The 12,880-nt window shown below is 75.4% G+C and carries 9 protein-coding genes; 6 read left to right on the top strand and 3 right to left on the bottom strand.

The annotated features are described in order from the left end of the window. Nucleotides 1-10 precede the first annotated feature (10 nt). From K330_RS0106895 to K330_RS24495, 3 genes are all read left to right on the top strand, one after another. Nucleotides 11-1,519 (top strand): UDP-N-acetylmuramoyl-L-alanyl-D-glutamate--2,6-diaminopimelate ligase, encoded by a 1,509-nt coding sequence (locus K330_RS0106895; protein WP_022921107.1) that lies wholly within the window; start codon nt 11-13, stop codon nt 1,517-1,519. 131 nt (nt 1,520-1,650) lie between these two features. Beyond that, complete coding sequence (locus K330_RS23880) at nt 1,651-1,830, top strand: hypothetical protein (protein WP_022921106.1); 180 nt, start codon at nt 1,651-1,653, stop codon at nt 1,828-1,830. A 71-nt stretch (nt 1,831-1,901) separates the two neighbouring features. Beyond that, nucleotides 1,902-4,949, top strand: coding sequence for a helix-turn-helix transcriptional regulator (locus K330_RS24495; RefSeq protein ID WP_022921105.1), 3,048 nt, complete (start codon nt 1,902-1,904; stop codon nt 4,947-4,949). Between the two features lie 16 nt (nt 4,950-4,965). Here the strand turns inward: K330_RS24495 and K330_RS0106880 are convergent, their stop codons facing one another. Next, nucleotides 4,966-6,030, bottom strand: coding sequence for a 3-hydroxyisobutyryl-CoA hydrolase (locus K330_RS0106880; RefSeq protein ID WP_022921104.1), 1,065 nt, complete (start codon nt 6,028-6,030; stop codon nt 4,966-4,968). 37 nt (nt 6,031-6,067) lie between these two features. Here K330_RS0106880 and K330_RS0106875 point away from each other — a divergent pair, with 37 nt between their 5' ends. Both K330_RS0106875 and K330_RS19685 read left to right on the top strand, forming a co-directional pair. Then, nucleotides 6,068-6,967: a DUF5926 family protein gene (locus tag K330_RS0106875; RefSeq protein WP_022921103.1), complete on the top strand. Its 900-nt coding sequence runs from the start codon at nt 6,068-6,070 to the stop codon at nt 6,965-6,967. 16 nt (nt 6,968-6,983) lie between these two features. Then, nucleotides 6,984-7,874, top strand: a complete 891-nt coding sequence (locus K330_RS19685; RefSeq protein WP_022921102.1) for a glycosyltransferase — start codon at nt 6,984-6,986, stop codon at nt 7,872-7,874. Between the two features lie 14 nt (nt 7,875-7,888). Here K330_RS19685 and K330_RS0106865 read toward each other — a convergent pair whose 3' ends face one another. Together K330_RS0106865 and K330_RS0106860 are read right to left on the bottom strand one after the other, a co-directional pair. Beyond that, nucleotides 7,889-10,051 (bottom strand): hypothetical protein, encoded by a 2,163-nt coding sequence (locus K330_RS0106865; RefSeq protein ID WP_022921101.1) that lies wholly within the window; start codon nt 10,049-10,051, stop codon nt 7,889-7,891. Between the two features lie 150 nt (nt 10,052-10,201). Next, a complete protein-coding gene (locus K330_RS0106860; RefSeq protein WP_022921100.1) occupies nt 10,202-12,298 on the bottom strand; it encodes a hypothetical protein in 2,097 nt (698 codons plus the stop codon). A 122-nt stretch (nt 12,299-12,420) separates the two neighbouring features. On the opposite strand from K330_RS0106860, the gene K330_RS0106855 reads away from it, so the two are divergent. Continuing rightward, the gene (locus K330_RS0106855; RefSeq protein WP_022921099.1) at nt 12,421-12,870 is read left to right on the top strand and encodes a DUF4446 family protein; all 450 of its coding nucleotides are present in this window, start codon (nt 12,421-12,423) and stop codon (nt 12,868-12,870) included. The last annotated feature ends 10 nt before the right edge of the window (nt 12,871-12,880 follow it).

Below are 12,880 nucleotides of genomic sequence, written 5' to 3'. Positions count from 1 at the left end.
TGTGTGCGCCATGAAGCTCGCCGACCTCGCCGCCGCCCTCGGTGCCACCCTCGACGACCGCTCCGGGCACGACGGGGACACCCAGGTGACCGGCGTCAGCCACCAGGCCGACTGGATCCGCCCGGGGCAGGCCTTCGTGGCGGTCCGGGGCGCCCGCTTCGACGGCCACTCCTTCATCGGCGAGGCGGTCGAGGCCGGGGCCGTCGTCGTCCTCGGCGAGGGCCTGCCGGAGCACGCCCTGTGCCCGGTGCCCTACCTGCGCGTCCCGCACGCCCGCGCCGCGCTGGCCGACGCCGCGACCGCGATCATGGGCCGCCCCAGCGACGAGCTCAGCGTCGTCGGGGTGACCGGCACCGACGGCAAGACGACGACCTCGTGCCTGGCGCTGCACCTGCTCCGGTCCGCGGGGCGCAGCACCGGGCTGCTCTCGACCATCGGCTACGAGCTGCCCGACGGGGTGCTGCGCCAGCCGCCGTCGCACTTCACCACGCCCGAGGCGCCGCAGGTGCAGCACATCCTGCGCGAGATGCTCCGGCACGGCGCCACCGACGCGGTCGTCGAGTCCTCCTCCCACGCCCTGGCCATGGACCGGGTCCGCGGCGTCTCCTACGACGTGGCCGTGTGGACCAACCTCACCGGCGAGCACCTCGACTTCCACGGGACGATGGAGCAGTACTTCGCCGACAAGGCCAAGCTGGTCCAGCGCGCCCGGCACAGCGTGCTCAACGCCGACGACCTGCCGTGGTTCGACCAGCTGCTGCCCCTGGCCACCGAGGGCGGGCGCACGTGCACCACATACTCGGCGGAGGGCGGGGAGGCCGACTGGCGTGCGACGGACGTCCAGGAGGGTGCCGAGGGGATCACCTTCACCCTGCACGCCCCCGACGGGCGGTTCAGCGCCAGCCTGCCGATGATCGGCCGCTTCAACGTCGCCAACGCGCTGGCCGCCATGGCCGGGGTCGCCGCGACGGGCGTCGCGACGGCCGAGCTGGTCGAGGCCCTCGCCGGCTTCGACGGCGTCGCCGGGCGGATGGAGATGGTCGAGCGGGGCGAGGGCGAGCCACGCGTCATCGTGGACTTCGCACACACCCCGCCCAGCCTGGAGAAGGCGCTGGAGACCGTGCGCGTGACCACCGACGGTGCCCTGTGGGTCGTGATCGGCTCCGCCGGCGGCCCGCGCGACCCCTCCAAGCGGGCGCCGCTCGGCGCGGTCGCGACCCGGCTCGCCGACCATGCCGTCCTCACCGAGGAGGACCACCGCACCACCCCGCTGCGCGACATCCTCGAGGAGATGGAGCGGGGCGCGCGGGAGGAGGGGCGCACCAACTTCGTCTCGATCGGCGACCGCACCGAGGCGATCAGGTATGCCGTGTGCTCGGCCGCCCCCGTCGACACCGTCCTGCTGGCGGGCAAGGGACCGGAGGAGACCCTCGAGCGCGACACGGAGACGATCCCCTGGGCGGAGATCGAGCAGGCTCGGGCCGCGCTGCGGGTGCGGCGGGAGGGCGGCTGCCCCTGAGGTGGGGCGTGACGGTCTGAGGTAGCCCGCGGGCGCAGGTCAGGGAGATCGCCCGATGTCTGCTCCTACCTCAGGAGACGACTCTGGACATGTCGGACCCGCCCGGGTCCGCCTGCCGAGAGGAACCCGTCATGTTCACCACCACCGCCTTCCTGGAGGTCGAGAACACCTACCGCCGCGAGCAGCTGCGGCGCGCCTGGGGCGGCCCGGTGCTGGCCCGCCTGCGGCGGCGCGCCCGGGCCGCGGCCGGTCGGCCGGCCTCCCGTCGCGCGTCCGGGAGCCACGTCCACGCCGTGGCCGGAGCCCGGTGACCGCGCGCCCCGTGTCGCCGTCCGCCGGCCAAGGACTGGATCTGTCCGCGCTGACGGCGATGATGGGAGACGTGACACCGGAGGAGCGCGCCGCCACCCCCCTGCTGGGGCGTGACCGAGAGCTGTCCGAGCTGGAGGCCAGGGTCGGCATGGGCGAGCTGCCCAGACCGGCCCCAGTCGTGCTCGGCGGTGACGCCGGGGTGGGCAAGACCCGGCTGCTGGGCGAGCTCGGCGGGCGGGCTCGTGCGCAGGGCTGGCGGGTGCTCGTCGGGCACTGCCTCGACTTCGGGGACAGCGCCCTGCCGCTGCTGCCGTTCACCGAGGTCCTCGGACGCCTGGACGACGACGCCCGTGAGCTGGCGGCGCCCGTCGTGGCGCACCACCCCGCCCTGGCGCGGCTGCTGCCCGCCGGCCGGGTCCTGGCCGTCCCGCACCCCGCCGGCGGGCCGGGCGGGCTGCCGGGGGCCGCGCTCGGGCCCGGTGGCACCCTCGCGGGCGACGACGGCGCGGTCCGGGCCGACCTCTTCGAGGCGCTGCACGCGGTGCTGGAGGTGCTCGGCGCCGACCGACCGGTGCTGCTGGTGGTCGAGGACGTCCACTGGGCCGACCGGTCCACCCGTGACCTGCTCTCCTTCCTCTTCGCCCGGGGCTTCAGCTCGCCGGTGTCGCTCGTGGCCTCCTACCGCGCCGACGACCTGCACCGTCGTCACCCGCTGCGCCGGGCGCTGGCGGAGTGGGGCCGCATGCCCGCGGTGCACCGGACGCACCTGGCCCCGTTGGGCGACGCCGACGTGCGCGCCCTGGTGCGCGCGGTGCGCCCCGGCCTGGGGGACCAGCGTGAGGTGGAGGAGATCGTCCGCCGCGCCGAGGGCAACGCCTTCTTCGCCGAGGAGCTGGTCGTGGCCCGGGAGCTGGGTGACGCCGCGCTGCCCACCGACCTGGCCGACCTGCTCCTGGTGCGCCTGGACCGGCTGCCCGACGACGCCCGGACCGTGGTGCGTGCCGCGGCCTGCGTCGGCCGGCGGGTGTCCCACGCGATGCTCGCCGAGGTGGTGCAGCTGCCGGGAGACGCTCTGGACGGGGCGCTGCGGGCGGCCGTGGAGGCCAACATCCTGGTGCCGGTGCCCGACGCCGGCTACGCCTTCCGGCACGCGCTGCTCGGGGAGGCGGTCTACGACGACCTGCTCCCGGGCGAGCGGGCCCGCATGCACGCCGCGTGTGCGCGGGCCCTGCGCGAGGGACGGGTGCCGGGCGCGGCCGCCGAGCTGGCGCGCCACGCCCGTGCCGGGCACGACCCGGTCACCGCCGTCCGTGCGTCCGTGCAGGCGGGCCAGGACGCGCTGGGGGTGGGCGGCCCGGACGAGGCGGCCGGGCACCTCCTCACCGCCCTGGAGCTGCTCGAGCTGCCCGACGTCGCCGACCAGGTCGAGGTGGAGCGCACCGCGGTGGTGCTGCAGGCGGTGGAGGCGCTGGTCACGGCCGGCGACGCCCCCAAGGCGGTCACGCTGCTGCGCCAGGAGGCGGAGGCCCTGGACAGCTCGACGCCCGGGCCGCGGGCCGAGCTGCTCGTCGCCCTCGCCCACGCCTCGCTGCTCGTCGACGAGGCGGGCGTCAGCGCGCTCGGCGCCACCGAGGAGGCGCTGGACCTGCTGGGGGAGGAGCGCACCGCCAGGCGGGTCCGGGCGCTCGCCGTGCACGCGCGGGCGCTGGCCGACCGCGGGCGCTTCGAGGTCGCGACCCGGGCGGCGACCGCGGCGCACGAGATGGCCGGGGAGCTGGGGCTGGAGCGGATGCAGACCGAGGCGGCCACGATCCTCGGCCGGCTCAAGTCGTTCGTGGGTGAGCCCGAGGCAGCGGTCGAGGCGATGGAGGACGTCATCGGCCGGCTGCGGAGCACTGGGTATGCCACCGGGCTCGTCCGCGCCCTGCACCAGATGGGCGGCATCCTCTTCGAGCAGGGCCGTTACGAGGAGGCCCGCGGCTGCTACCGGGAGGCGGCCGAGCTCACGCGTCAGGACGGCCGGCCCTGGGCGCCGTTCGGCTTCGACGCACGGCTGCTCGCCGGCATCGCGTCCTACATGGTCGGCGACTGGCCGGAGGTGGACCGGCTGGCGGACGTCTCGGACGAGGCCCCGCCTCCTGCGCTGGCCCCCCTCCTGGGTGCGCTGGCGCTGCATACCCTCGCCGGTCGGGGCGACCCGTCGGCGCGGTCGGCGCTGGACGCGCTGCCGCAGTCGACGGTGCGGGACGGCTGGGCCGTCGTGCTGGCGACCGGGCCGGCGATCGACATCCTCGGCGACACCGGGGACCTGGCCGGCGCGGTGGCCACCTACGACCGGGCCGTGGCCACGGTCAAGGAGCTGTGGCACGTCTCGAGCTTCGCGGCGCAGGTCCGGTTCGGTGCCCTGCTGCTGGGGCACCTGGCCGGGCGGGCGGCTGTGGCCGTGGGTCCGGAGCGGGCCGAGCTGGTCGCCGTCGCCGGGCGACTCGTCGCCGACGAACAGGCGGTGGCCCGGCGGCGTGCCGAGCTCGACCGTGCCGACGGTCCCGAAGGGGTCGCCTGGACCGCGCGCCACCGCGCCGAGCACCTGCGGCTGCGGTGGCGTGCCGACGCCGACCCACCTGCGCCCGAGGAGCTCGTCGACGCCTGGCAGGAGGCCTACGACGCCTACGACCGGCTGGGGCACCGCTTCGAACGGGCGAGGTCGGCCACCCGGCTGGCGTCGGTCCTGGCGCACGCCGGGCAGGAGCACGCCTCCCGGGCCCGCGAGCTGCTGGACGGGGCGCGGGACGAGGCCGAGCGGCTGGGCGCACTGCCGCTGCTCGCCGAGATCGGCGCGCCCGACGGGCGTCGGGCCGCGCGGCAGCAGGACGGCCGGGGACACGGCCCCAGGCAGGACGCCGGGAAGCACGGGCACGCCCTGGTCGAGCTCACCCCCCGCGAGCGCGAGGTGCTCACCCTCGTGGCGGCCGGACGCAGCAACGGCGAGATCGGCCGACAGCTGTTCATCGCGACCAAGACGGTGAGCGTCCACGTGTCCAACATCCTGGGCAAGCTGGGTGTCGCGAGCCGGACCGAGGCGGCGGCCGTCGCACGTGCCCGCCACCTGCTGGACTAGCAGCCGGTCGAGGTCCTCAGCGCTCGCCGAAGGCCTCGAGGACCTCCTCGCGGGTGACGTCGGCGACCGACGCGTGGGTCCACCGGGGCTGGCGGTCCTTGTCGACGAGCTGGGCACGGACGCCCTCGACAAAATCCGGGTGCCGGGCGAACGCCCTGCCGAGGACGAGGTCCTGGGCCAGCACCTGCGGCACGTCCATCGACGCCGCGCGACGCAGCGCCTCGAGCGTCACCCCCACCGAGTGGGGCGACCGGGCGGCGACCGTCTCGGCGGCGGCGCGGGCCTCCGGGGCGGGGTGCTCGCGCAGCCGCCGCAGCACGAGACCCGGGTCGTCCCCGGCGTAGCACTCGTCGATCCAGCCGCGGTGGTCCGCCAGCCAGGAGGACTCCTCCTGCGGACCGACCCGCTCCGCGATCTCGCCGGCGCCCTGGGCCGGGTCCTGGCGGAGGGCGTCCAGGACCCGGTCCTTGGCGGAGGAGGGTACGAGGACGTCGGCCATCCCCAGGACGAGGGCGTCGGCACCACCGACCGGCGTGCCGGTCAGGGCCACGTGGGTGCCGGTCTCGCCGGGCGAGCGCGCGAGGAGCTGCAGACCGGCCACGTCCGGGAAGAAGCCGATGCCCGTCTCGGGCATCGCCAGCTGGGTTCGCTCGGTGACCAGGCCCAGGGAGCCGTGGGAGGAGACCCCGACCCCGCCGCCCATGACGATGCCGTCCATCCACGCGACGTAGGGCTTGGGGTAGGAGTCGACGAGCGCGTTCACGGCATACTCCGCCTCCCAGTAGGCCACCGCCTCCTCCGGGCGCCCCTCGAGGATCGCCGTGCGCAGCGCCCGCACGTCGCCGCCTGCGCACAGCCCGCGGTCGCCCGCGCCGTCGAGGACCACGGCGGCCACGGCGTCGTCGGCCGCCCACGCGGACAGCTGCTGGTGCAGGGAGTCGATGGAGGCGCGGTCGAGGGCGTTGATGGCGCGTGGGCGGTGGAGGCGGGCGCGCCCGAGCGGGCCGTCCACCGCATACAGCACCTCGTCGCCGTGGCCTGGGGCCGGCGCCCATCGCAGCCGGTCGTCGGTCTGAGTCATGCTCAGCCACTCTAGCGACGCACGTAGACTCCCCCGCATGGGTAAGGCATCACGCAAGAAGCGCCAGTCCGAGGGCACCAGGGCCGCCAGCCGCGCGCCCTACGTCGCCCGGCCGTTCGAGGGTCTGGCCGACGAGGCCGACTGGGTCGCCATGCGCGAGATCCTGCCGGCCGCGACGGCGAGGGTGACGGTCGTGGTGCCGGAGGGGACCGAGGTCGACGGCCGTGCCGTGCCGGCCGGTGAGCACGAGGTCACGCTGGTGACCGTGCTGCCGGGGGCGGTGCCGGCCGTCCACCGTGACACCGGTGAGGTGCTGGTAGCACTGCAGTCGCGCACCTCCAGCGGCGACGCCTCCCGCGACATCGCCCGCGCGGTGCTGGTGGCGCTGGCCTCCGAGCCCGGCTCGGCGATCAACGCCGTGCGGCCGGCCACCGCCGACACCCCGCGTCTGCAGGACCTGCTCCAGGACGGGCAGCGCCTCGAGGTGAAGGTGGAGCAGGACTTCGGCTTCTGGCTCGGCGAGGACGCCACCGAGGAGCAGAAGGAGGCGCTGTCGCAGATGAACGACAACGCCGTGCCGATGGAGCGTCTCGACGGTGCGCCGTCCGCCTACTGGTGCCTGATGACGGGGCGGGCCTACATCCGCTGGATCCTGGACGAGGACGAGGACACCGCGACCCGCGCGGTCGCGCGCCTGCAGGCCGCCGGCCAGCACACGCTGGGCGAGGGCACCGAGCTGCTCGGCGCCTTCCGCGCCAACGGCCTGCTCGTGCCCGTCATCGAGGTCGACCCGGCCGCCGAGCCGTCGTCGCACTCGTCGGCGCTCGGTGAGCTGCGGTCCCGCTACGAGAAGGCGCTGACCTCCGACGAGCCGCTGACCGCGGAGGAGCGTCGCGCCCGCGACGGACTGGTCTCCCGCCAGGTCACGCTGCGCTGACGTCACGAGGTATGGCGTGAGCGCCCCCCACCCGACCGCCACGGCGGTCGCTGTCGTCCCGGCCAAGGACGAGGAGGACCGCATCGGCGCGACCGTGGCCGCACTGGTCCGGCTGGGCCAGGTCGGGCAGGTCGTCGTGGTCGACGACGGGTCCATCGACCAGACGGCTGCGGTGGCCGAGTGGGCCGGGGAGGTCGACGTGGTGCGGCACTCACGCAACCGGGGCAAGGCCGCGGCGATGACCACCGGGGCGGCCCGGGCGGCCGAGCTGGCTCCCGGTGCGCCGGTGCTCTTCGTCGACGCCGACCTGGAGGCCTCCGCCGCCAACCTCGGCCCGCTCGTCGACGTCGTGCTGGACGACGAGGCGGACATGGCCATCGCCGTCCTGCCGCCGCAGGCCCGTCCCGGGGGCGGGTTCGGGTTGGTGGTGCGCACGGCCCGTGAGGGGATCGAGCGACTGACCGGCTGGGCCCCCACGCAGCCGCTGTCCGGGCAGCGCTGCCTCACCCGCGCCGCGCTCGACGCAGCGATGCCGCTGGCTCCCGGCTGGGGGGTGGAGGTCGGCCTCACGGTCGACGTGCTGCGCTGGGGTGGACGGGTGGTCGAGGTGCCCTGCGACCTGTCGCACCGGGTGACGGGGCGTGACCTGGCCTCCCAGGTGCACCGGGCCCGCCAGCTGGCCGGCGTCACCCGTGCTCTCGCTGCCCGCTCCGGTGCGGTGGCGGCGGCGCGGGGAGGGGCGGGGGCTGAGGGTCAGCGGGCCCCGGAGCCGGGGGGCCGCCGTGCGGGCGACCGCGTGCGAGGGGTGGGCGGCCGGTTCATGAGTCTCGGTGGCCGGGCCCGTGACCGCGCGGGGCGGGTGTCTCGCGCCGTGCCGCGCCGCGGGGGGACCTGGCACGAGCTCTGACCCCGGCAACCCGCTCAGGAACGACCGTCGTCCTCAGAGGTCGTCCCCAGCACCTCGTCCAGGGTCTGCGCTCGCGGTGGCGGGCCGGGGCGAGCACCGCCCTCGTCGTCGGTGTGGGTCAGGGAGAGCCAGGCATCGCCCCGTCGGCGGCACCTGTGCTCCGGCTGGCCGGCCAGTGCGGCGTAGACAGCCCTGTTGGCCAGGTCACGGCGGTCCTCGAGGTCCTCGGTGTCGCGAAGGTGGGCGTACTGCCGGTAGTCGTGGGTCCGGGTCCTGACGATGTGTCCGAGGAGGGTCGTGAACGTCAGGTCGCGACGCTCGCCCATCACCGCACGCCAGGCCTTGAGGGTCTTGAGCAGGTGCGGCGCCTTGCCCAGGAGGGCGAGGTTGACCTCGCTGGTCTCGCCTCCGGCCCACCCGTAGGGCGTCACGTGGTCGAGCTCGCAGGCGTGCGACCCCGTCCGGGGCCCGGGGGCCCGGGAGTAGACGTCGGCCGCGACGACCTGGCGACGCATGTCGGCGTCGGGCCGGTAGGTCGCGATCGACCGCTCGACCAGCCGGCCGTCCAGCGGGTCGACCACCAGCCGGTGCAGGGTGGTGCCCGGAAGGAGCGCCAACTCCCTGGCCTGGCCCGGGGTGATGTAGTGCGAACCGGGGCCCAGCACCTCTCCGACCAGGCCGCGGCGGGGCCCGTCGCGCGGTGCGGGGACGTCGGACAGGTTCGGGTGCTGATCAAGAGGTCGCGGGTCCTGATCAGCAGGTCGCGGGTCCGGCGGCCCGGGTGGCGAGGATCGGGTGGGCGTTGATCCTGTGGATCTCGGAGGTCTTCCCGGCGGTGCGCCTGGGTCGATGGTCCCGGCACAGCTCACGCAGAGTGGCAGGGCGTTGCCCAGCACGGCGAACGGAACCACGACCTGTACCTGGGTCAGCGGCTGCGCATTGACCACGCGAGCGATCTCCTCCAGGCCCTCGGGGGAGATGACGTCGGCGTCGTGGCTCTCACCGTGGTCCTGGCTCGCACCATGGTCGTGGGGTCCCTCGGCCTCACGTGCCTCGTCGCATGGGGCGCACTGACCGTCCGGGTCGTGCTGCCCGTCCTGGTCGCGCGCCCCCTCTGGGTGCTGCTGTGCGTCGACGGGGCCGGGCAGCTGGATCGTGCCGTAGAGCAGCAGGCTCGCGATGGTGTCGCACCGGAGCTTGTCGAGGTTGCGCTCATCACCGGAGGCGCGGATCCTTCGGGCGATCCGGTCGATGCGCTGCTGCACCGCCACGAGCGTCACGGCGGGTCCGGTCACCGACAGCGTGGCCGTGCCGTCGTCGTGGACACGGACGGACGCGCGACGGCGTGCGTAGGCGCGCCGGCGGCGCTCGCGCTCACCCGCGACGTCGGTGCCCTCGCAGGCGCGGATCTCACGTTCGCAGGCCTTGCGGTAGGAACCGTCACCCCACGGGCGTCCGAGCAGGTCCCCGTCGCAACCCAGCCGCTCCTCGCACGCCAGGCCTGTGTCCTTCCCGAACAGGGACATGGCGACGAGCATGCGCTGCGACTCGTCGAGCCTGGAGGAGGACTCCCAGAAGACGCGCACCATGGGCCAGGTGACCTCTCCGCGACGCAGGGCGCCCAGGACCACGTCGCGCAGGTCGCCGGCCGCGGACGACAGCCCGACCAGGGCCTGGGACTCCGTGATCCCGAAGCCCAGCACCGCCCCCACCTCCGCCACGGCGACCCGGCGGACGTCCGCCTCCAGCGAGCGCTCCTGGCCCCGACCGAGCTCGACCCCGACCAGCCCCTTGTCGTGCAGCAGCCGCTCGCGCGCGGCTGTCAGGACGTCGATGATCGCCTCGATCAGGGCGGCGTCCGCCGTCGACCGCGCGCAGCCCACCTCCTGCAGCCGGGACAGCGAGCGGTGAGCAGCGTCGTCGGTCGGTGCGGGACCCGGGCTCTCCACCGGTGCGCCCTGCTGGCCCTCCGGGGTGGCCCAGCTCGGAGGACCGGGCTGGGTGGTGGGGGCTTGCCTCGACACCTCCTTCGAAGCGCCTGTCGGTGTGTCCGTCAGTCCGAGGTCAAGGGTGAACCGCGCGTCGGTGTGGTGGACCACGTGCAGGGGTGCGGGCCCCTGGGCGCGGAAGGTGGGCAGACGCGACTCGAAGAGCGCCTCACCGGGCGACAGGTCCACGACGATCCCTCCCTCCGGACGCCCCTGCCGACGACGACCCCCGCTGCCGGCACGTCCTGATGACTTCTGCCAAACCTAGCACAGATGTTCGAACCCAATGGGGGTTGTCCACAGCGTGTCGCCCACGGCGTGCGCCGGCGCGTGCACTGCTCAGGTCCGCTCGAGCTCCCTGCCGAGCACGCTCAAGGCCCCGGCGATGACCATCGTGAGCGCGAGCGCCACGACCGCGATCCCGGAGTCGTTGAGGACCCAGCCCAGGCCGATCGCCACCAGGCCGGCGACCGAGGCGGGATAGAGCCCGTGGTAGCGCCACAACGGCGCGGACCAGGCCGGGCGGCGCAGGACCACGACGGCCACGAGCACCAGTGCCAGGACGGCGAACCACGACATCGGGTAGGTGAGCAGGATGCCCAGGCTCTGGTCGAGCTTGCGCGTGACGACGGCCGACGCCTCACCGTCGAGGACGCGCTGGACGAAGTCGCCCAGGTGGGTGCGGCTGCCCGGCCCGCGCAGCCAGTCGAGCACCATGACGACGGCCGCGACCACCACCCCGAGGAGCCCCAGGCCCAGCAGCCCCGTGGCGGTCCACCGCAGCCCGAGCGCCACCATGACCAGCAGCCCGGTGGCGACGACGACGGCGAGCACGCCGCCGAAGTCGGCCCCGCCCCACGGGGCCGCACCGATCACGGTGAACGTCCCTCCCAGCAGGGCGAGGGGTCCCGCCGAACGCCAGTCTCCTGCTCGCGTGCCCTCGCTGCTCCGCCCACCGGTCCTCGGGTCCGGCCGCACCCAGGTCAGCAGCGCCCCGGCCAGGACGAGGAACGCGCCGAGCGCGATGCCGAACCCCACGTTGCCCTGGCCGTAGAACCGGCCGGCCGTGACCGGTTGCAGCCCCAGCACCGACACGAGCCCGAGCCGCGCCGACCACATCATGTCGGCGCCGAGCACGACCAGGGTGACCGCGGAGACGATGGCGGGAGGCAGCAGGGCGTCACGGCGCCCGGGCCCGGCCCAGGCCAGCCCCGCGAGCGCGACCGCCCAGGCGGCGACGGTCAGGGTCAGGACGGTCACCGGGGCGTCAGCGCGCCACCAGGACAGGGACCCGGCGAGGAAGGTGGCGACCGGCACCGCCATGGCGACGGTCACCACGAAGGACACCAGGCGTCCACGCCGCAGCACGGCGGCGACCACCAGCAGCGGGAGGATGACGGCCGCCAGGCCGCCCATGACCGGCACGACCGACGACTTCGCCAGGGTGACGCCGCCCGCCACGTCGCGTGCCTGCCGCACGGGCTCACCCCCGCCTGCCTGCACGGTGAGCGGTTGCCCCGCCAGCGGGCCCGAGCCGCTCTCCGGGACCTCGATGCCGGCCAGGTGCAGCAACGTCGGGGTCAGGTCCGCCAGCTGCACCAGCGACTGCTGGCGGGTCGACCCCGAGGACAGCGCGGCGCCCCCGGCCCCGGCGACGGGGTGCACGATCAGCGCCATCGCCTCCGCCCGCCCCTGCGTGTGCCCCAGACCTGCGACGACCAGGGTGGTGCCGGCCGGCAGTCCGGAGCGGACGGACTCCACGGCCGCGTCGACCTCGGAGGGGGGAGCGGCGGGCAGGCTGACGAGGCGCACCCGGCACGTCGTCCCGCTGGCCGGCTCCCCCGGTCCGGCGCCGTCGGGTCCCGCGGCACCCAGAGCTGCCGCACCGCCGGACGCCGCCACGCAGGACCCGCCGTCCTCGGCGAGCGCGGCGAGCGTGCCCAACCGGGTCCCCAGCTCCTGCCGCTCGACGGCGGCCCGCCACCGGTCCCAGGCCGCGGCGTCCACGCGCCCGTCCTGGACCACCTCCTCCACCGTGGGTCCCCTCGCCCCGTCGTCGGCCGTTCCCGGGTCCACGCCCCGGCACCCCTCCGCGTCGGTGGCTGCCCGCTGCCCGGCCCCCACCGTCAGCCAGGCGTCCGCCACGCAGGTCACCTCGTGCGTGCCGCGCAGCACCAGCGCCGCCGTGCCGCCCTCCTCGGCGAGCCGGGCGAGGGTCGGCGTGGTCTCCTCGTCGACGGACTCCCACGTCAGCCCGGGTATGCCGACCAGCACCACCGCGGGCGCGGCACCGTCATCGCCTCCACCCGGCCGCAGCGGCGCCCCACCCCCCACGGTGGGCATCACGCCGACGGCGGCCAGCAGGAACGCCAGCGCCCAGGCGCCGACGATCCCCAGGACGAAGCGCCAGGCCCGCCGCCGGTCCGTTCCCGTCACCCACCCGTCCTCTCGCCGTCGCATCTGGGAGTCAGCATCGTGTCACGGCCCGGTCGACGCAGCCTGGACGCCGACAGGGCGGCGTGCGGGGAGGGCGGGCGTGCACGGCATACCCTCGGGTCGTGGACCGACTCGACCCCCAGCTGCTGACCTGGACCGCGGTGGGCGTGGCGCTGCTGGCGCTGCTGCTCGCCGTGGTGGCCTGGCGGCGGCTGCGCGTGGTCGACCGCAGGCTGGCCCGGCTCCTGGAGGCCGGGGCGCCGGCGACGCCGGAGGGCGAGCGGCTGGCCGCCCTCGAGACCGAGGTGGAGCGGGTCCGTGGTGCGCTGGGCGAGGCGCTGCGGCACGTGGCGGTGGTCCGCTACGACGCCTTCGGCGACATGGGCGGGCGGATGTCGTTCAGCGCGGCGCTCGTCGACGACGCCGGCGACGGGATGGTCATCAGCTCCATCCACGCGCGCGGGGAGAGCCGCACCTACGCCAAGGGGGTCGTCGGCGGCGACTCCGAGGTCGTCCTCACCCCTGAGGAGCGGCAGGCGCTGGACGCGGCCAGGACCGGCAGCGCCGACTGAGGCACCCGCC

Source organism: Ornithinimicrobium pekingense DSM 21552, from assembly GCF_000421185.1.
Taxonomy (GTDB): domain Bacteria; phylum Actinomycetota; class Actinomycetes; order Actinomycetales; family Dermatophilaceae; genus Ornithinicoccus; species Ornithinicoccus pekingensis.
Note: the sequence above shows the minus strand (reverse complement) of the source record. Positions and strands in the feature narration are given on the sequence as shown.